At 45.2% G+C, this 26,991-nt stretch carries 24 protein-coding genes; 20 read left to right on the top strand and 4 right to left on the bottom strand.

What is annotated here, in order from left to right:
• The first annotated feature begins 65 nt into the window (after nt 1–65).
• The 3 genes from L2717_RS13015 to L2717_RS13005 are packed head-to-tail and all read left to right on the top strand — an operon-like array spanning nt 66 to nt 7,052.
• Nucleotides 66–3,050, top strand: a complete 2,985-nt coding sequence (locus tag L2717_RS13015) for a Tn3 family transposase (RefSeq protein ID WP_043495657.1) — start codon at nt 66–68, stop codon at nt 3,048–3,050.
• Between the two features lie 40 nt (nt 3,051–3,090).
• A complete protein-coding gene (locus tag L2717_RS13010; RefSeq protein WP_246611749.1) occupies nt 3,091–6,147 on the top strand; it encodes a Tn3 family transposase in 3,057 nt (1,018 codons plus the stop codon).
• 29 nt (nt 6,148–6,176) lie between these two features.
• On the top strand, nt 6,177–7,052 hold the full coding sequence (locus tag L2717_RS13005) for a tetratricopeptide repeat protein (RefSeq protein WP_181317832.1): 876 nt from the start codon (nt 6,177–6,179) through the stop codon (nt 7,050–7,052).
• Nucleotides 7,053–7,334: 282 nt separating this feature from the next.
• Here the strand turns inward: L2717_RS13005 and L2717_RS13000 are convergent, their stop codons facing one another.
• Together L2717_RS13000 and L2717_RS12995 are read right to left on the bottom strand one after the other, a co-directional pair.
• Nucleotides 7,335–8,426, bottom strand: coding sequence for a ParB family protein (locus L2717_RS13000; protein ID WP_107881353.1), 1,092 nt, complete (start codon nt 8,424–8,426; stop codon nt 7,335–7,337).
• Nucleotides 8,426–9,625 carry a ParA family protein gene (locus tag L2717_RS12995; protein ID WP_107881355.1) on the bottom strand — a complete coding sequence of 400 codons (1,200 nt, stop codon included), beginning with the start codon at nt 9,623–9,625 and terminating at the stop codon, nt 8,426–8,428. The genes L2717_RS13000 and L2717_RS12995 overlap by 1 nt, the downstream gene beginning before the upstream one ends.
• 168 nt (nt 9,626–9,793) lie before the next feature.
• Between L2717_RS12995 and L2717_RS12990 the strand changes: the two genes are divergently transcribed.
• The gene (locus L2717_RS12990; RefSeq protein ID WP_014358140.1) at nt 9,794–10,021 is read left to right on the top strand and encodes a hypothetical protein; all 228 of its coding nucleotides are present in this window, start codon (nt 9,794–9,796) and stop codon (nt 10,019–10,021) included.
• 661 nt (nt 10,022–10,682) lie between these two features.
• Here the strand turns inward: L2717_RS12990 and L2717_RS12985 are convergent.
• Together L2717_RS12985 and L2717_RS12980 are read right to left on the bottom strand one after the other, a co-directional pair.
• Nucleotides 10,683–11,414 carry a hypothetical protein gene (locus L2717_RS12985; RefSeq protein ID WP_012197907.1) on the bottom strand — a complete coding sequence of 244 codons (732 nt, stop codon included), beginning with the start codon at nt 11,412–11,414 and terminating at the stop codon, nt 10,683–10,685.
• A gap of 446 nt (nt 11,415–11,860) precedes the next feature.
• Entirely contained in the window at nt 11,861–12,043 is a 183-nt protein-coding gene (locus L2717_RS12980) for a ribbon-helix-helix domain-containing protein (RefSeq protein ID WP_012197906.1), read from the bottom strand.
• 478 nt (nt 12,044–12,521) lie between these two features.
• Here L2717_RS12980 and L2717_RS12975 point away from each other — a divergent pair, with 478 nt between their 5' ends.
• The 16 genes from L2717_RS12975 (at nt 12,522) to L2717_RS12900 (ending at nt 26,991) form a co-directional block, all read left to right on the top strand.
• On the top strand, nt 12,522–12,710 hold the full coding sequence (locus L2717_RS12975; protein ID WP_012588990.1) for a TraY domain-containing protein: 189 nt from the start codon (nt 12,522–12,524) through the stop codon (nt 12,708–12,710).
• A gap of 63 nt (nt 12,711–12,773) precedes the next feature.
• Nucleotides 12,774–13,148, top strand: a complete 375-nt coding sequence (locus tag L2717_RS12970; RefSeq protein ID WP_012197904.1) for a hypothetical protein — start codon at nt 12,774–12,776, stop codon at nt 13,146–13,148.
• A gap of 3 nt (nt 13,149–13,151) precedes the next feature.
• Complete coding sequence (traL, locus tag L2717_RS12965) at nt 13,152–13,454, top strand: type IV conjugative transfer system protein TraL (protein WP_006087326.1); 303 nt, start codon at nt 13,152–13,154, stop codon at nt 13,452–13,454.
• Nucleotides 13,455–13,494: 40 nt separating this feature from the next.
• Nucleotides 13,495–14,061: a type IV conjugative transfer system protein TraE gene (gene traE, locus L2717_RS12960; protein WP_220773234.1), complete on the top strand. Its 567-nt coding sequence runs from the start codon at nt 13,495–13,497 to the stop codon at nt 14,059–14,061.
• The gene (gene traK, locus L2717_RS12955) at nt 14,061–14,879 is read left to right on the top strand and encodes a type-F conjugative transfer system secretin TraK (protein ID WP_006087324.1); all 819 of its coding nucleotides are present in this window, start codon (nt 14,061–14,063) and stop codon (nt 14,877–14,879) included. The genes traE and traK overlap by 1 nt, the downstream gene beginning before the upstream one ends.
• On the top strand, nt 14,876–16,408 hold the full coding sequence (locus L2717_RS12950; protein ID WP_220773235.1) for a TrbI/VirB10 family protein: 1,533 nt from the start codon (nt 14,876–14,878) through the stop codon (nt 16,406–16,408). Before traK ends, L2717_RS12950 begins: the two co-directional genes overlap by 4 nt.
• 20 nt (nt 16,409–16,428) lie before the next feature.
• The gene (traV, locus tag L2717_RS12945) at nt 16,429–16,884 is read left to right on the top strand and encodes a type IV conjugative transfer system lipoprotein TraV (RefSeq protein WP_012589027.1); all 456 of its coding nucleotides are present in this window, start codon (nt 16,429–16,431) and stop codon (nt 16,882–16,884) included.
• Nucleotides 16,885–16,887: 3 nt separating this feature from the next.
• Entirely contained in the window at nt 16,888–19,476 is a 2,589-nt protein-coding gene (gene traC / locus L2717_RS12940) for a type IV secretion system protein TraC (RefSeq protein WP_012197900.1), read from the top strand.
• Nucleotide 19,477: 1 nt separating this feature from the next.
• A complete protein-coding gene (locus L2717_RS12935; RefSeq protein WP_107881359.1) occupies nt 19,478–19,849 on the top strand; it encodes a TrbI F-type domain-containing protein in 372 nt (123 codons plus the stop codon).
• Nucleotides 19,846–20,547, top strand: a complete 702-nt coding sequence (gene traW, locus L2717_RS12930) for a type-F conjugative transfer system protein TraW (protein WP_107881361.1) — start codon at nt 19,846–19,848, stop codon at nt 20,545–20,547. The genes L2717_RS12935 and traW overlap by 4 nt, the downstream gene beginning before the upstream one ends.
• Complete coding sequence (traU, locus tag L2717_RS12925; RefSeq protein ID WP_220773236.1) at nt 20,534–21,538, top strand: conjugal transfer pilus assembly protein TraU; 1,005 nt, start codon at nt 20,534–20,536, stop codon at nt 21,536–21,538. The genes traW and traU overlap by 14 nt, the downstream gene beginning before the upstream one ends.
• A 22-nt stretch (nt 21,539–21,560) precedes the next feature.
• The gene (trbC, locus tag L2717_RS12920; protein WP_220773237.1) at nt 21,561–22,298 is read left to right on the top strand and encodes a type-F conjugative transfer system pilin assembly protein TrbC; all 738 of its coding nucleotides are present in this window, start codon (nt 21,561–21,563) and stop codon (nt 22,296–22,298) included.
• The gene (gene traN / locus L2717_RS12915; protein WP_220773238.1) at nt 22,295–24,106 is read left to right on the top strand and encodes a type-F conjugative transfer system mating-pair stabilization protein TraN; all 1,812 of its coding nucleotides are present in this window, start codon (nt 22,295–22,297) and stop codon (nt 24,104–24,106) included. The genes trbC and traN overlap by 4 nt, the downstream gene beginning before the upstream one ends.
• The gene (traF, locus tag L2717_RS12910; RefSeq protein ID WP_063883622.1) at nt 24,103–24,978 is read left to right on the top strand and encodes a type-F conjugative transfer system pilin assembly protein TraF; all 876 of its coding nucleotides are present in this window, start codon (nt 24,103–24,105) and stop codon (nt 24,976–24,978) included. The genes traN and traF overlap by 4 nt, the downstream gene beginning before the upstream one ends.
• An 80-nt stretch (nt 24,979–25,058) precedes the next feature.
• Nucleotides 25,059–25,430 carry a type-F conjugative transfer system pilin assembly thiol-disulfide isomerase TrbB gene (gene trbB, locus L2717_RS12905; RefSeq protein WP_246611742.1) on the top strand — a complete coding sequence of 124 codons (372 nt, stop codon included), beginning with the start codon at nt 25,059–25,061 and terminating at the stop codon, nt 25,428–25,430.
• Between the two features lie 172 nt (nt 25,431–25,602).
• Nucleotides 25,603–26,991, top strand: coding sequence for a conjugal transfer protein TraH (locus tag L2717_RS12900; protein WP_012197892.1), 1,389 nt, complete (start codon nt 25,603–25,605; stop codon nt 26,989–26,991).

The raw sequence follows: 26,991 nt of genomic DNA, 5'->3' as shown, positions 1-26,991 counted from the left end.
GAAACCGACCGGTTTCGGTCAGGGCAAGAAATAACGTAAATAAACTATATGCAGAGGAAGCATTTATGCCACGGAGACAAATACTCAGTAGTGAAGAAAAAGAACGCTTGTTGGTTGTGCCGGAAGATGACGTTCTTCTGACGCGCATGTGCTTTTTGAACGAACATGACCTCGCGCTTATTAATAAACATCGCAGACCAGCTAACCGCCTGGGCTTTGCTGTTTTACTTTGCTATTTGCGAGGGCCAGGATTTCCACCCGACAATAATGAGTCCCCTCACTACGGGGTTGTTTCCCGGCTTGCGGCTCATTTGAAACTTCAGCCTGATCTGTGGGCAGAGTATGCATCAAGAGAGGTCACCCGCTGGGAACATCTGGCTGAACTCTACCGCTACCTTGAATTATCCCCCTTCAGCCGGGCGCTGCAAAAAAACTGTATTCGCCACCTTTATCCCCACGCCATGCGGACAGACAGAGGTTTTTTACTTGCGGAAGAAATGCTCTCCTGGCTCCACAGTAATAAGATTATTTTCCCCTCTGTTGAGGTGATCGAACGAACCCTTGCTGAAGCAACAACGCTTGCTGACAGAGCGGTTTTTTCTGCGCTGACCGAGCAGCTTGAACCGGGGCAAAAAGCGGCACTGGACCGCCTGCTGGTATCTGAGGGTGAACAACCTTCACGGCTGGCCTGGTTGCTTCAGCCTCCGGGAAAAATAAACGGCAAAAATGTCCTGCAACATATCGACAGGTTAAATGCGATAGAGTCGCTGGCACTGCCTGACGGTATTGCGCTTTCCGTGCATCAGAACCGGCTCCTGAAACTCGCACGCGAAGGCAGGAAAATGAGTAGCCGGGACCTGGCAAAATTCACGGATGTTCGCCGTTATGCCTCGCTGGTTTGTATCATATCGGAAGCCAGAGCCACCCTGACTGATGAAGTTATTGATCTGCACGAGCGTATTCTGGGCAGTCTGTTCAGCAGGGCAAAACGCACTCAGGCCGAGCGGCTCCAGCAAACGGGAAAGCTGATTCAGAGTAAACTGAAGCAATACGTTACCGTCGGGCAGGCCTTACTTAACGCCAGAGAGTCTGGGGAAGATCCCTGGGCCGCAATAGAAGACGTGCTTCCCTGGCAGGAATTCATCAACAGCGTGGAAGAGACGCGGTTCCTGTCACGTAAGGACAACTTCGATCCGTTGCATCTGATCACAGAAAAATACAGTACGCTGCGTAAATACGCGCCCCGGATGCTGTCAGCGTTGCAGTTCAGGGCTGCTCCCGCTGCAATGCAGCTCGGTGACGCGCTGGATACCGTCAAAGAGATGTATCGAAAGCAACTCCGAAAAGTACCACCTTCCGCACCAATCGGTTTCATCCCGGAAAGCTGGAGAAAAGTTGTGATTACCCCCACCGGCATTGACCGAAAATATTACGAATTTTGCGTGCTGAATGAGCTGAAGGGAGCATTACGTTCTGGCGATATCTGGGTAAAGGGATCACGCCGTTACAGGAATTTCGATGATTATCTGATCCCGTCCGGCGATTTTGAAAAATCACTCAAGGATAACCAGTTACCCCTTGCTGTTCCGGGCGATTGCCATGAATACATTGAGAGCCGTTTGACGCTTCTGGCATCGCGCCTGGAGGAAGTTAATGCAATGGCGCTGGCCGGTGATTTACCCGATGTTGATATATCGGATAAAGGCGTGAAAATTACCCCGCTGGATAATAGTGTTCCTTCAACAGCATCCCCTTTTGGCGATCTGGTTTACGGCATGCTACCTCATCCTAAAATTACTGAAATGCTGGATGAAGTGGACGGCTGGACTGGTTTTACCCGCCATTTCACCCATCTCAAGAACAATCACATCAGACCTAAAGACAGAAAGTTGTTACTGACCACCATTCTTGCCGATGGGATCAACCTTGGGCTGACAAAAATGGCCGAATCCTGTCCGGGAACGACAAAATCGTCACTCGAGGGCATTCAGGCCTGGTACATCAGGGATGAAACCTATTCAGCCGCGCTGGCCGAGTTGGTTAATGCGCAGAAAAAGCGGCCTCTGGCAGCATTCTGGGGCGATGGAACAACGTCATCGTCTGACGGACAGAACTTTCGGGTGGGGAGTCACGGGCGTTATGCGGGTCAGGTCAATCTGAAATACGGTCAGGAGCCAGGCGTGCAAATTTATACACATATTTCGGACCAGTACAGCCCGTTTTACACCAAAGTCATCAGCCGTGTTCGGGATTCAACACACGTACTTGATGGTCTGCTGTATCACGAAACCGATCTGGAAATTACAGAGCATTATACTGACACCGCAGGTTTCACTGAGCATGTTTTCGCGCTAATGCATCTGCTCGGATTCGCTTTTGCGCCAAGGATCCGGGATCTTCATGACAAGCGGCTGTTTATTCATGGGAAAGCTGAGTTGTATCCGGGGCTTCAGTCAATCATCTCCTCAACCAGCCTGAATCTGAAGGAAATTGAAACCCACTGGCATGAGGTACTGCGTCTGGCAAGTTCTATAAAGCAGGGAACGGTAACAGCATCACTGATGATGAAAAAGCTGGCCAGCTATCCTAAACAGAATGGTCTGGCAAAGGCTCTGAGGGAGGTTGGCCGCATAGAAAGGTCATTGTTTATGTTGGACTGGTTCCGGGATCCTTCGCTGCGTCGACGAGTACAGGCTGGGTTGAATAAAGGTGAGGCCCGTAATGCCCTTGCGCGAGCAGTCTTTATGCACCGGCTGGGGGAAATCAGAGATCGGGGACTGGAAAACCAGAGTTACCGGGCAAGTGGGTTGACATTGCTGACTGCGGCGATCTCGCTGTGGAATACGGTCTATATAGAAAGAGCGGTAGATTCATTGAGACGGAAAGGGATCGCGATTAATGAGCAACTGATTACCCATCTGTCACCGCTGGGATGGGAACATATCAACCTGAGCGGGGATTACGTCTGGAGAACAAACCTCAAACTGGGACAGGGTAAATACCGCGCATTACGCTCAGTGAATAGTAGTCTGTACAAAAAACAGGCTTAGCGTAGGATATTTTCCGTTTTCCAAGCGGACCCCATCTATTTTGTCAACTGATGAAATAGATGAACTGTTTGGATTACCTCATTTCTCAGATGATGATCGTCGATTATATTTTGACTTAAGTGCTAAAGAGCGCGAGCTATTCGACAATACCCGAACGTTTTCTGTGGCAGCCCATTTAGTATTGCAACTGGGCTATTTCAAAGCCAAACGGCAGTTTTTCAGTTATGAACAAGAATCGTCAGTACTAAATGACTTGGATTACATTGCCGCGCTGTACTTTCCCACCAAAACGCTTTCAAGGCTGAAAAGTCCCTCAAGACCGATTAGGGCTGAACAACAACGAGCAATTCTTGATTTATTCCAGTATAAACAATGTGATAATGAGGTAAAAGTTGATTTGGAAGATAAAGCACAGCGGGTTGCGATGCTATCGACACAACCTATCTTTATCTTTCGTGAATTAACCCAATACTTAGCATTACACCGTATTGTCATGCCCAGTTATCGGTATATGCAAGAGATGATTGGTAGAGTGGTGGCTTATGAACGCACCCGTATTGCTCGATTACTTAGCACTTGCATGACTTCACTTATCGATCAGCAATTAGCGGCTTTGCTTCGGGCTGAGTCAGGAGTATTTCGCGTCAGCGCATTAAAACATGAAGCTAAAGATTTCAGTTATAAAGAATTGCGACATGAAGTCGCACGGCGGCAGTTTTTCCAGCCTCTACATGAGTTTGCCAAGCAGTTCCTCATAACAGCGGGGATCTCCAATGAAAGCGGCAAGTATTATGCTTCTATGGTTAAGTTTTATACCACTTATAAACTTCAACGCATGAAAAAAGAGACTGCTCAGTTATATCTGCTGTTTTTTGCTTTTCATCGGTTTCAGCAAATTAATGACAACTTAATTGAAGCATTGCTCCATTGGGTCGATCAATACGAGAAACAGGCCAAGCGTGCCGCTGAAGAAGCAATGAATAATGCGGTTACCAATGCAGCGAAAAATTTACAGGCTGCGGGTCATGTATTGAGCCTGTTTACGGATGACACCATCACCGATGACACACCTTTTTCCATTATTAAAGAAAAAGCCTATGCATTGCTTGAACAAGAGAGATTCCCATTAGTTGCTGATTACTTACGCAATATTGCTTTCGACAAAACGGCATTTGAATGGTTACATTACACAAAATTATCCGCCACATTCAAACGTAACTTAAGGCAACTTTTTACTGATCTGGATTTTGCCGGACGTGTAGAAGACTCTCCTTTGCTTGAAGCTATCGGTTTTTTACAAAACTTGTTACGCACAGAAAAATCACCAAGGCAAACTGATCCTAATGCATTTCCGACTGAGATTATTCCTAAAGGTTTACGCCGATATTTGTTTAGTAAAGAGGGTAAAACATTTAAAACGCTAGATGTAGATCGCTATGAGTTTTTGGTCTATCGCCTACTACGCAACTCACTGGAAGCGGGTGATGTGTACGTTAAACATAGTAATGAATTTCGCCGCTTTGAAGATGACTTAATAAGCGATCTTAGATGGCAGGATAAAGAACGAGTATTGCAAGATATTGGTGCACCCATTTTATTGGCCCCTATCCAAGATACTCTGGCTGTATTTCATACTATGCTAGCAGCACGTTATAGTGCGATTAACCAACATATTTCTGATGGGGTCAACAAACATATTAAAGTAATTGGGGCTGCCGAAAAGCGTCGTTGGAAGCTGCTTTATCCGAGCAGTGATGAATCCGTTAATAGCGATTTTTACAGCCAGTTACCAGGAATTGGTATTGCGGATCTACTGTGGTTTGTTGCGGGTAATACTGGATTTTTAAATGCATTTACCCATGTATTAGATCGTTATGTAAAGCATGAAGCTGATCCCCGTGAAATTTTCGCCTGTATTGTTGCGATGGGAACAAACATGGGGTTAGCAAAAATGGCTGAGGTTTCAGGCCTTAGCTCAGCATCAATGGCGGGGACATCAAGAAATTATCTACGCTTGGAGACATTACGAGCGGCTAATGATGCGATTAGTAATGCGACCAGCCAGCTACCCGCATTTCATCTCTATGATATTCAGGACACACTTCATTCAAGTAGCGATGGTCAGCGGATAGAAACGCAAATTAACACCCTTAACGCTCGATATTCTCCCAAGTATTTTGGTTTACAGAAAGGTGTCAGCGCCTACACGTTGGTTGCAAATCATGTTCCTATAAATGCAAAGATTATTGGGACTCACGAACATGAAAGCCATTACGTTTTCGATTTATTGCATAACAATACCTCTGATATAAAGCCAGAACGGCATTCCACTGACACCCATGGCACCAATCAGGTTAATTTTTGGATTTTGCATGCATTTGGATATCATTTTGCACCTCGTTATCGTGATTTGCATAAGAAAATGGATACGTTAGTCGGCTCACAACATCCCAATGAGTGTGGTGACTGGCTAATAAAGCCTGCCCGAAAAACCAACGATGAATTGATTGAACGTGAATGGCCCAATATTCAACGTATCATGGCATCGCTAGCTCAAAAAGATGTTACTCAAGCCACGATTGTTCGCAAACTCTCGAGTTATTCGCGTCAGAATCAGACCAAGAAAGCATTATGGGAGTTGGAAAACATATGCCGAACGCTATACATTCTCGATTTTGTCGACGATGTTGGCTTACGTCAATGTGTACAAAAAGCATTAAATCGTGGTGAAGCCTATCATCGTCTCAGGCGAGCAGTTGCATTTGTTAACGGTGGAAAATTCAGAGTAAAAACGGAAGAGGAGCAACAAATTTGGAATGATTGCTCTCGGCTCATCACCAACGCGGTCATTTACTACAACACAGTGTTGCTATCTCGTGTCTATGAACAGAAGCAAAAAGTAGGTGATCAAAACGCACTGGCTCAGCTTCACAGTATTTCGCCCGTTGCATGGCAGCACATCAATATGTATGGCAATTTTGAGTTTAGTCCATCAACCTCAAAAATAGATATCGATGCATTGGTTGCTCGATATGCTGAACCAGAATATTGGCAGCAAGCCTTGACGGATAGTGAGACGCCAAGCGTTGATTTTTAGAGTAATTAATATGAAGAGCAGAAATGATTATGAAATTTGAAAAGCACAACTATCTATTTTTATTAGTATTATGTTGCAGTTCTTTTGCTTTGACTGGAAACGAGTTAAATAAAGATATCATCCAATCAGCACAAAATGGGGATGCCACTTCCTCACTGATACTTGGACGAGCTTATGAATTGGGTAACGGGGTAAAACAAGATTTAAGTAATGCATTTAAATGGTATTTAATATCTGCTGAAAAAGGTGATGTGAACGCTCAGATCATCGTTGCAACAAAATATGCAACAGGCGACGGAATAGTTGAAAATTTAGGGCAGGCTTTTAAATGGTACTTAAAGGCCGCTCAACAAGGACTTCCAGAAGCACAAAATATAGTCGGCAGAATGTATGCCGCTGGTGATGGCATAGAGAGAGATTTTTCAAAATCTTTTTTATGGCACTTAAAAGCCGCGGGGCAAGGTAATATTTACTCTCAGTTAGCTATAGGAACCATGTATGCATCAGCTGTTGGTGTGGAAAAAGATCAAACACGTGCTTTAGCATGGTTTCTAAAAGCAGCAGAGCAAGGAAGTGATATCGCTGAAAAAATTGTTGGCGATACTTATAACTTTGGCTATGGAGTTCCAATAGATTGGAGTAAAGCACATTTTTGGTATTTAAAATCAGCTAGACAAGGAAATCTAGAAGCGCAAAAGGCACTTGGATTTCTCTATGTTCTTGGACAAGGAACCGAACAGGACTTTAAAAATGGCTATGCATGGTTCTCTATTGCTGCAACTGGAGGAGATGTAGAGTCTATTAATTATAGAGATGAAACAGCTAAAAACTTGTCGACTCAACAGCTTAATGAGGCTCAGCAATTATCTAGCAAGCTGTATGAGGAATTATCGAATTCGAGATAACCCGTTTCGAGCTAACTTTACATATTTGGCGCGTTGGGCAAATTTAGCCATGTAGAAATGGGTAGCTGAGATTCTGGAATTTTTCACCACTGAAAAATTTCAATTCTTTCTAGCTTATATGTACACCTCGATCTGAAGTCATGTACCGCGAATAAAACGATAGCAGTAGATAATTTGAAGTTATCTACTGCTATAAATAGGCAATATTTAAAATGTGGCTAAGGCGTTTTAGTATGTAATAAGTGTACTGTACGTATTACGTACCAAGACCGAATCAATAATCTAAGATGTTGTGTTAAATTTATTTTTTTTCAAAACATCTGCAATAGCAACATCTAACTGCTGTTGAATATCTAAAGACAATCGTCCAAATTCATAAGCAAAGTTTCGCCCTTTAATACGCTTTCTTGCATAAATGCCAGAACTATCAAATGTTGCAAGATTAGTAACACTAACCAGTGCTTTATTCTTCATATCCTTAGCGATCTGAAGTTCTGCTTTTATCGCTTTGATGATAGCTGATTTACGTTCTTCCCTTGAATATTCAGCCTGAATAATGACAACTTTTTTAGTCAAATCCTTGATGAATAATAGTAATTCATCTTCAAATTCATATACTTCCATAACGTTATTCAGCAAAGCGTAGTCAGTATGTGACAAGTCATTAGCCACAGGAAAAAGCTTTACCAAACGTTCATCGACCTTAGCGGCTTTTAAAGCTTTACTCACACCAGCCTGACTCATTCCAAGTTGAGCAGCTACTTCAGCCTGTGTAATCTTAGGATTCGCTTTTTCCAAAGATAAGCATTGTTGGCCAATCTCACGTAGGTTATGTTCTTTTGCGGTTTGGAGCTGTTTAGCTAGAGCTTTAGCATCTGAAAGTGAAATATCATCTTTAGTTACCAGTATGCGAAATATATCAACTTCACCATTTTGCAGTAAAAACCAAGCTCTGCGTCGAGAACCATCTAGCACATCGAGTTTACCATTCACTTCTCTAGCGACTGCTGGATAAAATTGCTGGAAGGCTAATGAGTCGAGATCTTGTAGAGAATCTGCATTTAATAATGCCTGGTCACGCCCGTTAACATCGAAAGTCACATAGGTACTATCGCGAACTTGTTCATATGATAACGTTGCTTCGGTAAATGTAGCGGTAGCACCAGAAGCTAATTGCCATAAGAAGCTTTTACCTACAGATTCAAGACCAAATAGATTTTGAAGAGATAACGTAACATCTTCACTTACTTTTTCTATTTCAGTTGTAATTTGGCGTTTTAAAGACTCAATATTAGCTTTGGCTGCATTTATTTGTGCTTCTTCGGCACCAACTGCATTACCTAGAGGGCTCATTACCCCACGTTTTTTAGCCATTATGCTTGCTCCTGTTCACGCCAGACGTTCACAATATCTCTTAGGACTTGGCTGGTTACTTCATAACAATTTTGCTGTGCACTTTGAAAAGTCGCTTTACTCTTAGGGTATTCACTCTTAGACATATCAAACACGGTAGAAAGCAACGAAGATGACTGACGAATAGCTTCACTATGTTTAAATTCATTTGAGTACATATAAGGCGCAAAATGATCGTATAAACTATTCATTAGATCGGTTGTAGTAGCGCTATCACGATGATTTGTAATTAAAATCTTCATAAAATCATAACCATGATGATTAGCATTAGCCAATAAAGCCCACACTTGAGGGATATAACTAAAATAGGAACAAGTAGCATCAATGTCGTTTTCTGTGATGGACAACGGGAAAACTACACTGGTAGCGGCAAAATATGCATTATAAGTTGCATACCCTAATGAGGGAGGGGTATCGATAATGATGATATCAAATTCATCTTGAACAGCATTGATGATCGTGTTCAAAAGAGAGTAAGGAGACTTTAACTTTTGACCAAATACTTGTTCATGAAACCAACCTTCAATAGCTCTATCACTTTGTGATGCCGGCAAAATACGGAGATTAGGTATAGTTGTAGGTAAGAATGCGTTTGAAACGACTTGTTCAAGAGTCTCACCTTCATCTAGATCAAAATTATTCATCATGAGATCGCCAACAGATAAACAACCTTCTAGATCCGCTTCTGGTGCGTAATACATGGACAAAGTAGCTTGACCATCCATATCGATAAGGCCTACCCGATACTCTTGATGAAACTCTGTAGCCAAGCCTGAAGCGATTGTTGCGGCAGAAACGGTTTTACCAACACCACCTTTTTGATTTTGTATAACAATAACCTGCATTTTTTGGTTATCACTGCGCTTAAATTTAGATGCTTTACGCAAGTTTTCTGGCAGCAAATCTCGTAACTGATACATTTCTTCTATGTTGATTAGCCATTGAGAATCTTCATGCCGCCTTGGATCAAAATCTGCTGTAGATACATATTTATCAAGTGTTTTTGCGTCAATGTCCAAATAGGTAAAGGCTTCCGCACGCGTAAATTTTCGCAACTCTTTCCGGTGATTTGACAATAACCGTTGGTTACGTCGCTTAATATAGGCATCAGCCCCCATTTTAAGCACTTGAAAAGTCTCTGTAGCCTGCATGCTATCCATGAAATTCTCCTTAAATAATTAAATATAAGTGTATACCTTAATATTTAAGGTGTATACTTATATTCGATGGAATTTCTATTTTAAAGGTAAAAGTACCCGAATTTGGTCAGACTGTTAATGTGGCCAAACAACAAAATACGGTAGTTGAGGGTATTGAAATGAGAAATGATGAATAAAAATACGGCCAATGATGATGGTCAAGATCATCACTGGCCTGTGCCACAACTTAGGATAAAGGTAACTAAACTTATGTCACAATTTCAGTATAACCAAATTGAAAAAGCGCGTCTAATCGACTTACCAATGATCCCATCGGGATTGTTGATTCAATGGTTAGTAACGAAACCTGATTGGTTACAACAGCGAGTATTTAAACAACTAACACTTCAACAATAAACCATAGAGAGCAGGGATTAAGTTCCTGCTCTTTAATGCTAGGTCTAAATACCTTTATAAATTTTTAACCTTTCTTACTTCGCTCATATTCAAGTGAACTTACAATAAAATGGTTCAACCATTTTATTGTAAGATCAACTCCTCTTGCTTTTGGAAATCTCAGTTTTACTCCGTTTCTTCGCCACTTTGGCACTTAGCTTGCAAATTCCTTCTGCTAGACGCTTTTTTCTTTAGCGACTTACTATACAGCGCGTTTGAATTTTAACGGTCGTAGACAAAATTAACTTACAGCACTGTTTTTAGATATCGCCCCTAGCGTTAGCTAGGAATTGGCGAGGCATTATGCATTTAGTGGATTTATCCACTGCTTTTGATTCCTTTTAATAAGTTATCTTTTACTAATAAGTAAGCTCTTAAAAGAAAAAAGCTTTTGGACTCCCGAATTTTACTCCTTTTTCTTACTCCCAATTTAATAAGGATATACATACCTTATCCACAAGAGCTACGAACCTATGAGAAAAACATACGAATTAACGTCAATCGCTAACAGAGAGAGATGAAAATTTAGTGAAATGTAAGCCTTTAACTAGCAAAATTAGCTGTTATTTATCGTTGGGGTAGGGAAGGGCGCCGCCATATGACGGTAAGCTTAAAATAGCGATTAATGCGTACTGGGGGGATTAACGTTAGAGGAGAAAAACATATCCGCTGTAAATCGTTGCCTCAATGGCAGCTGACGCTTGAAGCAGCGCCACGTAAACGATAAACCATTATCAAGAGCTTTCTGATACGAAAACTTAATTTGCGCTCTTATATCATCGGAATAAACACCAATCGATTGTAAAAATTGAGGTGATAGCCACTTATAAGCAGCGCGAGAACGAATAGTACCTTCTTCGTCAGCTTTTTTAACTTCTTGAACCAGGTAGACGCCTGCAAGTTTAAGCATATCGATAAAGCGATACCAAGTTGAGCTTGGTATCGCTTCACCCCAGCGCTTAGCGTGAGCAAGCATGAGTGCATCATGGCTGGTAGGATCGAACCCTATGTTTTTAGCTTTACCCACTTGGCCGCTCATAAGATCGCATGTAGTTATCAATGTAACTGATATCTCAAATAGCTTTCGCTTAGTACGTTCAGACATAGTTCGTGATACGCCACCATTATCAACGTCTAACTTTCGGCTATAAATCAGCCGGCGCGCATTGTTGATCACCACATTAAAATATCGAGGTAAACGGCTACCTTTAAGCTTAAAACCGTCAAGACTAGCTTTATAGGCATTAGAGCCCACATCATGCTTATTATTTTTTACATGAAGAGCAGCTGCGCGTTTTTCGTTGCGTAGTCTCTGACGCTTCTGACGTGCTTTATCTGCGTTAGATTTTTGCATGAGACACTACCACAATGCACTCACGAAAAGATGATCTCAAGATCAACTGACGCTGGCATATGGGGTTTAAGTGTCTTAAATTTTGGTGCTGCAAAGGTACGCAGCCATTGAAATAATTAGGCATTATATTGATTCCACATGTTTTAGGGCTGTTTGAATGGTTAGTTCAAACATTGCTGATCACTATAATCTTATCGATCGCAAAGATCAACGATCTTTCAATGGCTTGAATTTTAGGCACAAAAAAGCCGACCCATGTGGTAAGTCGGCTTCGTTGTCGAATGCTTCACGTTAGGGAACCACCCCCAACACACTCTAATTTTGAAAAATACACTACATAGAAAACTATGTAGTAGCGTGCTATGTAATGCACTTTTGCTTCAAAATCTACTTCGTATTTTAATAGCTCATCAAAAAAATTGCAAGGCCAATGCAAAACAGATCAACTATGCATCTGAATCGGGGTCGAATTGCAATTTATCCTTAACAGCCTCAACAGTTAAAGCTGTAATTGTTTGATATTTACCATCTTTTACAGCTTGGTCCATCAATTCCTTAAGCTTCTTTGGGCACCTAAACGTCACAAGCTCAGTTTTAGACGAAGTAGGAGGGTTATAATTTTTTTTCATAATAATTCATTTTGTATTGACCACCTTACTGTAATACAGTAAGTTTACTGTAATACAGTAATCTTGTAATTTTATTCATGATAGAACATATCGATTTTTCAATAAAGAAGTAAAAAAATATGCCTCTAAATAAAAGCGAGATCACTATTTTCCGTGAGTTGTTCCCAACTCTTACGCAACGGCAGCTAGAAGTAATGAAGGATTTTTCACTAGGAATGACACCATCTCAATTACAAGCCAAAGCAGACTGCTCGCGCACGGCAATTGAAAGGCACCTTGCCGATCTCAGAGCAGAATTTGGATGCACGTCATCTAATGAAATTAGAACTATCTTTTTAAATAAACTATTAATACAAGTATTACGTAACTCAATTTAAGTTTCATTTCAAGTTAGGAATTTCCTAACTAATAACGGTATCTGTTTTCACTTATTATCTTCGCCGCGATAGTCGCACAACTAGATATAAATGAGGATTACATGTCCGATGGAAAAATTAACAAAAATCACTCAAGAATAACAATTATTTTAACAGGTGAATATCACAATAAATTAGTTAATTCATGTGAACGTTCAGCACGTAGCAAACGAGCCGAAATACAGCTTCGAATTGAGCATAGTTTATTAAGTTTTGTTGATGCTCCGCCCAAACCAATTAAACAACAATGATCAAACAAGTAATTATAATTAATTACATAAGCCTCACCTAAATATATACAAAGGAAGTGTTATATGACAACTCTGACTCAGAAACAACCTAGCGCACAACAAACTGAAGTAAACGCAGAGATCCTAAGACTCGCAAAACATATACCTAGTAATAGAACCATTAACGTTATGCGCGTCGTCGGCATATTTATCGTTTGTGTGGTTGCTACTTTGATTATGTCTTGGGATGTGCATGCTGCAGATCCTTTTGCACCGGCTAAATCTGAAATTGTTGATACCGTTGGCACCGGCTCAACTGCACAGTTCGCCATTCTCGTAGTGGGTTTATGTGCCGCTGCGATTACTGGCTTTTTAACCAAAAACTGGGGAGCCGCTATTGGGGCTTTTGTCGTTGGTATGATCTTCGTCAACGTAGCCTTAAAGGTTGTAGGTCTATAGACCGTGGATAACCCCACTCAGTTTTTTAGCATCCCTAAACACCTCAACAACACCCCTACGTTATTAGGGTTTGCGATGGATGAACTTGTTCCTGCCTTAGTGTTTTTTGCCGTGTTATTCATGATGAATCACGCGCTCATTGGCATGGTACTAGCCTCTTCATGGTTTTTAGGGATGCGCAGAATGAAATCGCAATACGGCATGAGCGTATTACGCCTCACCGCTTATTGGTACGCCCCTGCAGAATTTAGCGCTTCATTTTTAAAACGAACACCTGCGGCATGTCGCCGCTACTGGTTACGTTAAATGATGTGAATTAGGGGGCCAATCCCCCTAAGGATGCCCCATGTTACAAAAGAACAAGATCGACTTTATTCGCATTGCCAAATCCCTCAACACACTTCTGTTAATCGGCTTTACCGTAGCCATGATCAGTAACACGGTCCTAGCAAGTATTGTATGGAAGGCCTACTTCAATAAAAGCCGCACCGTTGTTCCACCGACCATCAGCGCAGCCTTTACCGTATCAGACACGTCTATAGATGAACCGTATTTACAGCAAATGGCCGAATACTTTGCCTTTCTAAAACTCAATGTCACGCCCGCTTCGGTAGACCATCAGTACAAACAGCTCGCAACCTATATCGATGAAGCTGATTGGCATCAGATGCAACCTTTACTCGTTGAAGATGCAGCCATGATTAAAAAACAAAACATCAGCAGTCACTTCACCATCAATGAAACCCAAATTGCCCTTGATGATCGTCTCGTCAAACTCACGGGTACGTTAAACAAATATGTCGGCAAACGCGCGCTAGAACCCGAAACCATCAGCTACATCATTGCCATGAATTATGACCATGGCCAACTGTCGCTCAAAGCCATTAAGAAAGTGCAAAAGGACGTTAAATAATGAAGATTGCTAACCCACTTGTTTTCGCAGCCTGCGCGCTTTTTCCTATGAGCGTGTTAGCGGCAAATACGCCCCCAAAACACTACGGATTCAATGACAGCGAAACGGTTCCTATTGAGCTGTCGAGTGTTGATATCAACCGCTTAGTCGTTGAAGGTGACAAAATCACCTCGATTGATTGTCCAGAAGGATTTTGCGTTGTCACTGGCACGAAATCGGATAAATCCGGTGCAGCGCGCGTTAACCTCAATTTGGCCATGCCATTCACAGCCTATGTATCAACAGAAAAGGGCAGACATTTCGGCTTATTCATCAGCCCTAAAGCCATTCCTGCCGTGACCTCTATCTTCACTGCAGAACATTATCGCGAAGAACAACCCTCCGTTTTCGATAAGAAAACCCCTTATCCAACCATGATGACCGAGTTCACCGCGCAAATGATCCGCTACCTCGCCACAGGCAAACCGATTGACGGTTATCGTGTGCATGTCGTCAATGATGACCTTGAACGCACCACGGTAGACAGTGAGCCGAGAGGCACGGAAACATCTATCGATGACGCGATGTTTACTCGCTTAAATGAGCAACAAATGCCTAAACCAGCAGGACTAACAACAGAACCTGCTTTCGTGTTCACTGGTAAGCATTTCAACGGCATCATTTATCGCGTAACAAACCACGCAGCACTCCCAGTCACCCTCACCACAGCGCAGTTCTATTCCCCAACAACGCGAGCCGCTGCCTTATCAACCTATGAATTAGCACCACAGCAAACGGGCCACCTCTTTGTTGTCTCGGGCGGGGAGAGCATGCAATGAAGCAACTCCTAGACTACTTCAAAAAGGACCCCGAAGCCGACTTTGAGCAAGGCAGTGCGTTAAATGAAGCCAATAAAAAACGCAATTGGGTGATTGCAGGTGTGGGGGCAACGGTACTCGGTGCCCTCTATTTAGCGGGCGACGCCTATATGTCTGCCCCTAAACGTGCCCCCGAAACCGCAGCGGGCAATCCTATCGATTTTGGTGCCGTGATTGATAAAGATTTCACCGAGAAAGACAATCAGTCTGCGCTCACCGCACAACAAATTGCCTTAGATAAGCAGCAGAAAGCGATTGATAAAATACTGAGCAGCATGCAAGCCATTGAGCGCAACAATGAAGCTAATCGCCTTGATTTAAAACGTAATTTAGAGACGTTCCAACTAACCATCACTGAAAGAATTGATGATAAGATTAATGCCGCTACCGCAAATGCAATGCAGCATAGCAATAACAATGTCACCGATGAATTTTCGACAGAGGGCATCGATGCATCTGCCTATCCCGTTAGGCAAAGCACACGCTACTTAGGTGAACAAACGCTGCCGCCACGCCCGAGCGTGGGTGACGGACAAAGCGGGTATGCTGCCCCCTATCAAGGCGGCGCTATCCCGCCACCTGCAACCCAAAATGGCATCGATTCCTTTGCATTAAATTGGGAAACGCCAGAAGAAAACCTGCCAAAAAAACGCACCCCTGAGAACTATGTTCCTGCAGGTACGTTTGTCACGGCTGTCGTTACGGGCGGCGCAGATGCCAATGCGGGTGTGAATGGCCAAGGCGATACGGTGCCGATGGTATTCCAAACCACTAACCAAGGTGTACTCCCTAACGGCAAGCCCTCAAAGCTCAATAACTGCACGGTTCTCGGTGCAGCTTACGGGGAAATCTCATCGAGTCGCGGCATTGTGCGCACCACTCGCCTCAGCTGTATTTTTGAAGATGAAATCATCGACATTCCAGTCGAGGCGACCGTATTTAACTATGGCCGCAATGGCATTCGCGGTACAGCCATTATGAAGAACGGCAAAATCGTTCAGATGGCAGGGATTAGCGGCATTTTGACGGGCATTGGTGAGACAGGTAAGGCACTGAGCCAAACCACATCGAACTCAGCGCTAGGGTCAACTTCAAGCGTGAATGGGGCCGATGCACTGCTCAACTTAGCCGGCAGTGCCAGTTCAAGCGTGGGTAGCAAGCTTGCTGATTACTACATTAAATTAGCTGAGCAATACCACCCGATTATTGAGCTCAATCCGGGCAATACCGTCAACATCGTGTTTTTGAAAGGCTTCCCACTCGATCCGGTTGGCATTCAAGAATACGAAGAAGCGCTAACGCAACAAGCCCAAAATCCTGTCAGTGCCACAGCGCAAATCCTCAACACGATCAGCAACCCACTGTTAGAACAGATGCCAGGGAATATTAAGCCGCAGGCCCAAGGCGCAAACACGCCTACACCACAGCAGCAATATAACCAACAAGGCCAACGCCCCCCTGTTAACTCAGCCTTTGGCCGTGCGAATTAATTCATTTAAGGAGTGACATTTTGAACCCAATCATGAGCAAAAATGCATTACGTAACACCGGTATTATCGCACTGGCTTCATGGCTAGTGAGTGGCTGTGCGGCAGGGCTGGATGGTGACTATTCCTGCGATAAGGTGGGCGGCATCAATGGCTGTACCAATATGATGGAAGTGAGGCAACTCACTGACAGTGGTGTGTTCAATCAGCCACAAGCACAAAGCCCTGCGGTGACGGCCTTAAGCGGCCAAAGCACAACTGCACTTCCCAAGCTCGCGAGCCAACAACAAGACTTTATCCCATTGCCACGCCGCGACCGCCACGGTGTACCGCTGCGCACCTCAGAGTCAGTCCAAAAAGTAACAATCTTCCCGTATCTCAATGAGCAAGGTGATTACGTTGATACCAGCGATGTCTACATCGTGGTCGATAAGAGCCGTTGGACGGGTAGACCTGCCAAATACATCAAGCAGGATTAAGCCATGAAACAACGTATTAAAGACGATCTCGGCGCACTCTATGCCAGCAGCAAACAGCAGCACAACCATCTGCATCATGAATTGCCCTATCGCATTTATGATGATGCCGAACAAGTATTTGAAAATGCCAATACGCTTGGTTTTGGCTTTGCCATTTCGCTGTTTGGCGGGGCTAATGACGACTTGATCAAAACCATGAACGCCTTGGTGTGCACACTGCCAGAGGGCGACAAATGGCACTATCAATTCGTCATGGTGGGTAACAACCAAGTCGGTGAACTCATCGAGCAAAATCAAGCGCTGCTCAGTGGCCGCAATGCCATTTGCGATAAATTTGCTAATAATGAAGCTATCTATGCCAAACACAGTTCGACAAAAGGCTTTGGCACCAAGCTCAGCAGCGCATACCACTACGATTTAAAGAACACCAAAGGGTTTTTCTTTGTTTCAACCACCGAGGACATGCCTGCACTGCTGGATATGCGTCTTGGCGTTGAGTCAGAACTGGCGCAAACAGGCATGCACATTCGCCGCTTAGGCGCTGACGATCTGATTGAGCATTGCCGCGAACACTTAAATTTTTCGCATCAACAAGATCGCGTCACGCCCGCTAAATATAACGAGTATCAACCTCTCAACACCCAAATTCTCAGCCCTGACAGTGAGTTCATCATTAATCGTGATTCGGTCAATATCCGTCACACACCGATGCAATCCGACAACAGTGTCGATACCACCCTAATCAATCTAGGGCTTAAAGGGCTGCCGAACGACTTTAGGCTATATGCGTTTCCCAACTGTATTGCATCACTCAGTTACACCATGAACAGTGTTCAATGCCCTTACCGTGTCAGCGTGTCGTTTTATATTAATAAAACGGGTGAGCAAACAACCCGTAACGACAGCAAAATTGGCTCACTAACCAAAACGGTCAACTCCCCTATGCGGTTGTTGATCCCCAGTGCCGCGGATGAACTGGCTGAACGCAAGGAGATACAAAAAGGACTCAGCTCACACGCTTTTAAAATCACCACCATGACATTGAATGTCACCCTGTATACGACAGAAGAGAAGCACCGCCACGACACCTCAAAGGCGATTGCGACATTTCGCACGGCAGGCATTGATTTAATCCGAAACAATAAACTGCAAGGCATGTGCACACTGTCCACCCTCCCGTTCTCAATGAGCGAAGGCTTTATGAAAGACAGCCAAAAAGCGGGCCTGTGTTTCATGATGAAAACCTCAAACTTGGTGAATTTCTTACCGATTGTTGCAGACTACAAACGCTTATCAGCAGGGTTACTCTTGCCAACAATGCGCCATCAAATTAGCTATTTCGATCCGTTTAACTGCGGCAGTGATAACTACAACATGGCGATTACGGGCGGCTCAGGGGCAGGGAAGTCATTCTTCATGCAAGCCTTAGTAAAATCGATTTTTGCCAAAGGGGGCAAGGCATGGATTCTTGACAAGGGTCAGAGTTACAAAAAACTCACTCAAACATTAGGCGGCGTCTATCTCGATAGTTCGCAGATTTTCCTAAACCCGTTTACCCACTTAGGCAAAGTTTTAAGCGTGCGGGATGCGGGTACTTTTGGCCCAATCCTCGATGATGAAGGTCAAGCCATTGATCCCATCACCGAAGTGTTGGGAAACATCACCGCGCTTATCGCCACCATGGCATCACCTGATGAAAAGCTCACCGGATTTCAGACGGCATTACTCGGCGATGCTATTTTGCTGGCATGGCAAAAATGCGGTAACGACACGCTGATTGACGATGTGCAAAAGGCACTCTATGACATTGCCGCGCAAAAAAATGACGATACCCGTATCAGTGATATCGCTGCGCAATTAAACAAGTTCTGTTCAAGCGGTATTCATGGCGCGATTTTCAATAAGCCCTCGATGCTCGATCCCAATATCGATATCACCACGCTTGAACTCGATGGATTTAAAGGCGAGCTACAACGTCCAGTGATTTTCGCGTTGATGGTGACGATTAGCCAACAAATGTACTTATCGGGCCAACGTTCTATTCCGAAAATCTGTGTGATTGAAGAAGCGTGGTCGCTCATGAGCGGCGCGAATGCGCAAAGTAAGGATTTCATCAACGAAGGTTATCGCACAGTGCGTAAGTTCGGCGGCAGCTTTGCCACAGTAACGCAAGGCATGAACGACTTCTTTGCCAACGCCGAGGCCGAAGCGGCACTGAACAGTTCAGATATTCATATCACATTACGACAAGGTGATGGCTTTGGGGATTTCTTGAACAAGCATCCTGACCACTTCTCGCCCTTCGAGCAACACATGATCAAGTCATTCCCCCGCGCCAATGATGCGGGTCATTCCTGCGTCATGCTCAAAGCGGGCGGGCTAGTGTCCTTTCACCGGATTTTTGCCGATCCATGGTCGCGCGCCATGCTCTCAACCGAGCCGAAAGAATTTGAGCATTGTGAGAACCTTATTAAAGGCGGCATGCCGTTACTCGATGCCATTGAACTGACAGCCCAACATTTCTATCCCGATGATATGGCCCGTTTTGATGCCATTTTGTCCGCAGCAGCAACCCACAAAGAGGCCGCATAAAATGGAAAAAAACCTTATTCAAGCCTTTTTATGGCTGGTGACGCTGGGCGTCATGATCACCCTATGGGTGACGCGCGAACCCAGAGTTGTCGAGTATGACATTAACGAAACCGTGGCCAGCTTTCACCAATCTATCGGTCAAAGCGAGCTATCCGACGAACAACGCGAAAAAGAAATCACTCGATTTACCCAAACTCTGGACGATGTGGTGCAGCAATACGCCATTGATAACCATGTAGTAGTGTTAGTCAGCCCCGCCGTCGTCAGTGGCGCCGTGAATGTCACTCAAGAAATTCAGCAGTCACTACTGCAAACCCTTCATGCGCAAAACAAGGCGAACCGCGCCCAAGCGAGCGAGGTCACGCCTAAATGAATAAATTCGCGCTACTGATGCTGACGCTATGCCCACTATTGCCGCTCAAGGCTGCGTCTATCGGCACCGTGGGGCAAGTGTTCCCCATTGCTGAAATTGACATGCTGCAGTGGATTGAAAACCGTCTGCAAACCTTTGAAAAAACGGGTGAGCTAGACAGTATGCGCGAGCAATTCCAAGAGAATGTCAAAGCGGGTGTAAAGCGCCCTCGTCCGGTGGGGCTCATTACCACTAAAACCCCAGAGGTGTTTTTAGTCGATCCCACCTTAACGCTGGCCAAAGATATCAATGATGCTAATGGCAATCTGATTTATCCCAAAGGCACACGGGTTAATCCATTTGATACCAAGACATGGCCCGCCCTACAAAAAGCAAACGTCGGCAAGTTTGAGTTCAGTAAAACGCTGGTGTTTTTTGATGGGGATGATGTGCAGCAAGTGTTATGGGCCAAAGAGTTTGCAACAACCCATGAAAAGCAACACATCAAATGGATTTTAACGGGCGGCGAACCCGAAACACTGCATGCCCAATTAGATGCGCGCGTTTACTTTGACCAGCAAGGAAACCTCAGCCGCGCCTTAACACTTAAGCGCGTTCCAAGTGTCGTGAAGCAAGAGGGCGTGATGTGGCAAGTGCGCGAAGTGGATGTGTCCAATTTCCCTGTATTCATGGAGGAAACAAACAATGCGACACATTAAACTCGCGTGGCTATCTTTATTGATGGGTCTAATTCCCGCACAAGCCAACGCACAGGCCGCCTGTACGGGCACGTTCGTTAACCCGATGACCGACATTTGTTGGTCGTGTATCTTCCCGATGACCATTGGCAGTGTGCCTATTATTCCTGGGAGCCTACCCGATACGCGCAACCCCGTATCACCCATTTCATTTTGTCCCAAACCGCCGCCTATTTTTATGCAAATTGGCTTGAATATCGGCTACTGGGAGCCTGATACCTTAGTGGACGTGACGCGCGTCCCTTACTGCATGGTCAACATGGGCATGAAACTCGACATGAGTAATTCCCCCCAAATTGGCGGTCGCGTCACAAGTCGCGATAACGATGCCAGTGATGGCGCGTTTTATCATGGGCACTGGTACAAATACCCTGTGATCTATTGGCTGCAAATTATGCAAAGCGCAGCCTGTATGGCCACGGACAATTTTGATATCGCCTATTTAACAGAGATAGATCCACTGTGGGATGACGATGAGTTGTCTTTTATCCTCAATCCCGAAGCCATTTTATTTGGCAATTTAGTGTCACAACTCGCCTGTGCAACCGAAGCCGTGGCCACCTCAACTAACAGCATATTGCCTTTTGATTTTCTGTTTTGGTGTATGGGCTCACAAGGCAGTGCCTACCCCCTGACTGGCACCACCAATTACCGCGACACGCCCATTCAGGCGGGTACGTTGATTTTAGAGCGCCTGAACTACAAATTGCATCGCCAAGGCATCGTTTGGGAATCCCACGGTGAAGACGGCGCGATTTGCTATCAAACGCCGATGCCCCTCATGCCCAAATCCCGCTATCGCTATCAAATGACCAACACCATACCCGATGCGCTATGGGCGCACCCTTACACCACGACCACCGTTATCTGGGAAAGTGGCCACGACAACCCTGTGTCGGGTGACAACTTTGGTTTTATCAACTTCAAAAAACGCAATTGCGTGTTTTTGTGACCAAGAAGGAGAGGGATTTTCGATGAAAAAGTTTGAGACCAAATTACCTACAATTTATACCGAGTTATGCACAAAAATTGTGCATAACTCTCTATTTTCACAACCATTCAAGGGATTAGCCTTACTGCTGAGCTTATACCTTGGATCAATTTCACAGGTATTCGCCCAAACGGATTACAGTATTGACGAATTAAAAGCGCTGTCGATGCGAGAACGTCACACATTACCCCCATTGAATGGTGACCAAGCCGCACTGTTTGATAAAGCTCGTCAGTTCGAAGCGCAAAGCAAAGGCCAATTAGACAACGCGCTATCACCATTGCTCGATGCAAAGCCCAACCCCAGTGCCGATGCTAATGGTGTGATGGTATTTGTGTCATTGGGTATGCCTGCCACCAGTTTGCAGCAATTGCTCATGCAAAGCGCAGACTTACAAGTGCCACTCATTGTGCGCGGTGTACTGCCACAAGGCTTTACCGCCACTGTTAAACAGATGAATCACCTCATCGATAACAAGGGTAAAACCATACAGAGCGGTTTTGCGATTAATCCCCAGTGGTTTACGCAATTCGGCATTACCCAAGTACCCGCCTTTGTTGCTGTAAGACCCAACAAATGTCAGGCAAAACAGCCCTGCAGTACCGATGACTTTGACGTGATTTACGGCAACGTTTCGTTGTATGACGCGCTGAACTTACTAGCACAACACGGCAGCATTCCCGATGTTGCGGCGAAGACATTAGCACAGGGGGCGAAATGACTCAGTTGAATAATGCCTTAATCCTAAGTGCCATCCTCACATTGAGCGCCGCCTTGCCTGTTGTGGCGACAAACAGCGAAAAAGACTATCGCAACAATGTGCAGTGGGCCAAAGACAGTATCAAGCAGAATCAGAACAAAGCGGGTTACACCGATTTTGACGTTAACAGCTTATGCAAAGATGCGACATGTCAGCAAGAAGTCGCCAATCCGAGCGAAAGCCGTTACTACAACAACCCAAGCGCCATGGACAGTGCCAAAATGCAAGGCATGAGCACGGATGGTCAAGCCCAAGCCGTGACGAGCGGCTTTAACAAGGGACGCCCGACTATCGATGAAAACGATCCGGCATACCATACCGCCGTTGGCTATCAAAATGATGCTTACAATATCAGCCACGGCATTTCATCTAAATATCATGACTGTGAAAAAGGGCTCGTTTGTGAAGTCGATTCTCTGCCACGTTCTTGCACGTTGCCCACCAATAATCCGGTGCAATGCTACCTAACACCCTTTGTCAAAAGCACATCGGTTAAGGAAGTGGCGCATTCATACAGCTTAACTGGCACACCACCGTTTACTATTGACATTAAATTACCAAACCCTAATGTTAAGATCGTCCGTGTTCAATTTAAAGGTGAGTATCGTTCTATAGCCATTGATGCCGAATTATCAATTGCATTAAATGGTACGTTTATAGGACATGTTCTAACAGAGAGAGCCCCTGGTACATGTGTTGCTAATCAACCTTGCGCAATGAGTGTAAACAGTTCATTAACCACAGAAAATTATGATATTAAAGCATCCCCATTAGCGGTTCATATAAGTGCAAATTGGGATTTTTACTTTAAAATTGAGTTACAGAATTTACCCATCACTATCATCACCACTGAAACGCATGTTGAAGTCGGTTACAACAACAGCTGTGGTGCTGTTCTTCCTGAGTGCCAACAAGTCCAATCTCAATGCGTAGAAGGTAAAGAAACGCGCATGATTAATGGGATAGCCGTGACATTGGATTGCTGGAAAGAACAAACCACCTATCAATGTACCTTTCCCAATACCTGCACCACCCTCGCAGATTGCAGCATTCAATCGACCAGTTGTGACACCCAACTTGGCGGCGTTTGCATTAAAGATAAACAACAACGCCTATGTGATAAACAGCAATGCCGAGATACGGGCCTTATCTGCGGTGCAGACAGCTTTGCGCTCAGTGGTGACTATTACGATCCTGCGGCCACTCGCAGCACTGACTTTAACCATGCTGCGGCAGGACTGGCCGCCGTCAGTGACGCAGCCGGTGATGTGAAAGACAAAGCCAACATCAACGAAAACAGCGCCATCATTTTCAAAGGCAACATCATGGAGTGCAGCGATAAAGCGCTGGGGATCAGCAATTGTTGTCAGGACAGCGGTTGGGGTAACGGCATCGGCTTAACGTCCTGCAGTGAAGAAGAAAAAGCGCTGGGTACCGCCAAAGAAGACAAGCTCACCGTATCACTTGGCCAATATTGCGCTGAGAAAGTGCTTGGCGTGTGTATCCGCAAGAAAAAAGCCTATTGCGCGTTTGATAGCAAACTCGCGCGCATTGTGCAAGTTGAGGGCCGCGCGCAATTGGGCAAAAACTTCGGCAGCGCTAAAAATCCTGATTGCAGCGCCTTTTCACCTAACGAACTGCAACGCATTGATATGTCGTCAATGGACTTTTCTGATTTTTATGAAGACATGTACGACGCCATCGAACTGCCCAGCACAGACGAAATTCAAAAACGCTTACAACAGTCGGTTGGAGGAACCAAACCATGAGGACGTTGTTAAATAACCGCTTACAACATGCCGCCGCAGTGCCTTTTTTTCGGTGGTCAAGCCGCGCGCCGTTGGCGTGGTTGTCCACAAAAAAAGGGGATGCGGTGGTCAACAAGCGCAGCGCGTTAGTGCTCCTTATACTGACAACGTTTTGCCACGGCGCAAACGCCACGGATGCACAAGGCTGGCGCTGGTATAACGAACCGACTGCCCCCAAGAAGCAAGCGCCTAAAAAGGCCGAAACGCCAAGCGTCACACTCACGCGCACCCAAACCCTGACGCCCACCGAGCAGATGGATTGGTTTCACAGCTACTACCAAGACACGCTCAATGACGCCGCGATAAACAGCCAAGACAGCGAGAAAGTGGAAAGGGCCATGCTGCTTAATCAGTACGTCAGCAATAAATCGTCAGAGTTTGGCATGACCTTCAAAAAGGTCCTGCTGGATAACCCTGAGCTGTCTTACACCAAAGACAGGCCAACAGAGCAAGCGGCAAGAAGCACCTATTTATCATTAGAGCGCAACAAGAAGATGCGCGCAGTACGCACCCTTGCAGATGCAGGATGGGGCCTGTTCTTTGTCTACAAAGGCCAAGAAGAAATTGATATTGCGCTGGCGCCCAGCGTGCAGCAGTTCGCAACGCAACATGGCATTGAGCTACTTGGCGTCACGCTGGATGGTGTAGCACTGCCAGCCATCGTACAGAACCGCCAAAACGACCAGCACATAAACGTCCCGTTTAGTCCCGCACTCGTGTTAGTTAATCCTGGCACGGGGGAAATGAAACCGCTCGCTTATGGCTTTATCTCTCAAGACGATTTACTTGGCCGCTTCCTGAACGTGGCCACCGATTTCGCCCCTGACTTTTAAACGGAAAAATACCCATGAAACGCATCATCACTGTAATGTTAATGACTCTTCTATTCTCTTTCAACGCGAAGGCTACCCCCATGGGGGCGGCTGTTGCAGCCAATCCGAATGATTACGCGTTAGTGTTTTTCTTTCGCTCTGATTGCCCGTTTTGCCACAAGTTCGCCCCGAAACTGAAACAGCTTGCGGCGCAAACTGGCACCTATACCTATGCCTTTTCGCTCGACAACCAAGGGATAGCAGGTTTTGAAGTGCCTATTCCTTCCACGCCAGACATTGCCGCCACCTTCTTTGAGAACCCGCGCAGCGTGACAGTGCCCGCCACATTTTTAATAAACGTCAATACCCGTAAGTTTGTCCGTTTAACCGTCGGTGATGTGACGCCCTCGCAGCTTCAACAAAGTTACCTTCAATCCCTCAATGACCCACAAGTCATTGCAAGCATGCGTTAGGAGCAACCTTCATGGACACGATGTTAATCATCAATATTTTACTGGCCCTAGCCATTTATAAATTTGTACTCGTCCCAGTGCATGCATTGTTAAGTGCTGTTTGCTTGCGTGCGCTACGCACACTACACCCGCGCCATAACGGCAACATAAGCGGCAATACAGGGGGTAAATCATGAAACGCTTAGCACTGACACGCACACTACTGGGCGTCACTATTTCATGTTTGCTGACAACCCACGCGCATAGTGCGGGGGTTTCAGGTTCACTAAACGATTTTTTCAATGGCCTAGGCTATGGCACGAACGTGACCAATCCGGGCTCATTCAAAGGCCAAAGCGCCAACTATTACAGCGGCGGCAATCTCTTTGTGCGCAGCCCCATTCGCGACGCACAACTGGTGAGTGTGCAAATGCCCAGCATTGCCGCAGGCTGTGGCGGTATTGATATGTTTATGGGGGGATTCAGCCACATTAACTCTGACGCGCTGGTGCAACAAGGTAAGGCTATTATTGCTAACGCCGCGCCGTTTGCCGTCGATTTAGCCCTGCAAACGTGGGCGCCGCAAATCAAACAGATTAAGGACACGCTAACGGCCATTGCTGATAAGTATCTCAATCAGTCGATCAATTCTTGCGAGAGTGCCCAAGCGGGCGTGTCGGCACTGGCGGGGTTTGCGGGTGTAGGTAGTCAAAAATACATTTGTGCCACCATGGGTACACAAAATAACGCCTTTGCGGATTGGGTATCTGGCCAGCAAGAATGCGGCGCGGGCGGTCAAGCTAACAATCAGCTCGATAACGCCAAGAAAGATCCCGCACTAAAAGACATGGTGCGCAAAAACACCAACATCGTCTGGGCCGCCATTTTAAAAAACACCTTCCTTGCCAGCGATCCCACCTTGGCAGAATTTCTCATGTCGATTTCGGGTACATATATCTATGACGCGACTGGCAATGCGCGCGGCTATGGCTCACTGCTGACCGACAACAATAACCTGATTAATAGTCTGTTAGAGGGCGGCAAAGCCGAAACCTATCAGTGCACCAATAAAGCGATTGATCAATGTCTTGCACCGACACAACAAACGATCACGATCCAAAGTAACCACGGCCTGCAATACCGTGTAGATACCTTGCTCAGAGGCATCGCCAGTAAGATGCAAAACGACCAGCCACTCACAGATAACGACAAGTCGCTGCTCGAATACACGACACTGCCCATCATGACTTTTTTACGCACTGAACTAGAAGCTGGACTCACGCCCCAAACCAATACTTACGCCAAAATCATCAGCGTGCAGTTTATTACCCTCTATCTGCAAAACATGCTGTCGATTGTGAAATCTTCTATCACGGCAACCAACAATGATCCCAAAGACATTGACCGTATCGAACGAGACATTATCAACGCCAACCGCTTCTTAGAAGGACTCACCGCTAAAGCTCAAAATGAGGCCGTATCGCAGCACCAGCTCATTATGCAAAACCAGCAAATCAAACAGCAAATAACGGGCGCCATGAGCGCTAAAGCTAAGGCCAACTTGAATTTTGGGGAGCGATAA

Source organism: Shewanella glacialipiscicola (assembly GCF_023283485.1).
In the GTDB taxonomy this organism is placed as follows: domain Bacteria; phylum Pseudomonadota; class Gammaproteobacteria; order Enterobacterales; family Shewanellaceae; genus Shewanella; species Shewanella glacialipiscicola.
The sequence above is the reverse complement of the archived record's forward strand: the minus strand, read 5'-3'. Positions and strand labels throughout refer to the sequence as shown.

Excerpts from the sequence above, each read along its gene's own strand:
- L2717_RS12935 (WP_107881359.1), top strand. The coding sequence starts at position 19,478 with ATGGAAAAAAACCTTATTCAAGCCTTTTTATGGCTGGTGACGCTGGGC.
- traF (WP_063883622.1), top strand. The coding sequence starts at position 24,103 with ATGAGGACGTTGTTAAATAACCGCTTACAACATGCCGCCGCAGTGCCT.
- trbB (WP_246611742.1), top strand. The coding sequence starts at position 25,059 with ATGGGGGCGGCTGTTGCAGCCAATCCGAATGATTACGCGTTAGTGTTT.
- L2717_RS12970 (WP_012197904.1), top strand. The coding sequence starts at position 12,774 with ATGACAACTCTGACTCAGAAACAACCTAGCGCACAACAAACTGAAGTA.
- trbC (WP_220773237.1), top strand. The coding sequence starts at position 21,561 with ATGAAAAAGTTTGAGACCAAATTACCTACAATTTATACCGAGTTATGC.
- traN (WP_220773238.1), top strand. The coding sequence starts at position 22,295 with ATGACTCAGTTGAATAATGCCTTAATCCTAAGTGCCATCCTCACATTG.
- L2717_RS12980 (WP_012197906.1), bottom strand. The coding sequence starts at position 12,043 with ATGAAAAAAAATTATAACCCTCCTACTTCGTCTAAAACTGAGCTTGTG.
- L2717_RS12985 (WP_012197907.1), bottom strand. The coding sequence starts at position 11,414 with ATGCAAAAATCTAACGCAGATAAAGCACGTCAGAAGCGTCAGAGACTA.
- traW (WP_107881361.1), top strand. The coding sequence starts at position 19,846 with ATGAATAAATTCGCGCTACTGATGCTGACGCTATGCCCACTATTGCCG.
- L2717_RS13005 (WP_181317832.1), top strand. The coding sequence starts at position 6,177 with ATGAAATTTGAAAAGCACAACTATCTATTTTTATTAGTATTATGTTGC.
- traE (WP_220773234.1), top strand. The coding sequence starts at position 13,495 with ATGTTACAAAAGAACAAGATCGACTTTATTCGCATTGCCAAATCCCTC.
- L2717_RS13015 (WP_043495657.1), top strand. The coding sequence starts at position 66 with ATGCCACGGAGACAAATACTCAGTAGTGAAGAAAAAGAACGCTTGTTG.
- traU (WP_220773236.1), top strand. The coding sequence starts at position 20,534 with ATGCGACACATTAAACTCGCGTGGCTATCTTTATTGATGGGTCTAATT.
- L2717_RS12990 (WP_014358140.1), top strand. The coding sequence starts at position 9,794 with ATGAATAAAAATACGGCCAATGATGATGGTCAAGATCATCACTGGCCT.
- L2717_RS12900 (WP_012197892.1), top strand. The coding sequence starts at position 25,603 with ATGAAACGCTTAGCACTGACACGCACACTACTGGGCGTCACTATTTCA.
- L2717_RS12995 (WP_107881355.1), bottom strand. The coding sequence starts at position 9,625 with ATGGATAGCATGCAGGCTACAGAGACTTTTCAAGTGCTTAAAATGGGG.
- L2717_RS12950 (WP_220773235.1), top strand. The coding sequence starts at position 14,876 with ATGAAGCAACTCCTAGACTACTTCAAAAAGGACCCCGAAGCCGACTTT.
- L2717_RS13000 (WP_107881353.1), bottom strand. The coding sequence starts at position 8,426 with ATGGCTAAAAAACGTGGGGTAATGAGCCCTCTAGGTAATGCAGTTGGT.
- L2717_RS12975 (WP_012588990.1), top strand. The coding sequence starts at position 12,522 with ATGTCCGATGGAAAAATTAACAAAAATCACTCAAGAATAACAATTATT.
- traC (WP_012197900.1), top strand. The coding sequence starts at position 16,888 with ATGAAACAACGTATTAAAGACGATCTCGGCGCACTCTATGCCAGCAGC.
- traK (WP_006087324.1), top strand. The coding sequence starts at position 14,061 with ATGAAGATTGCTAACCCACTTGTTTTCGCAGCCTGCGCGCTTTTTCCT.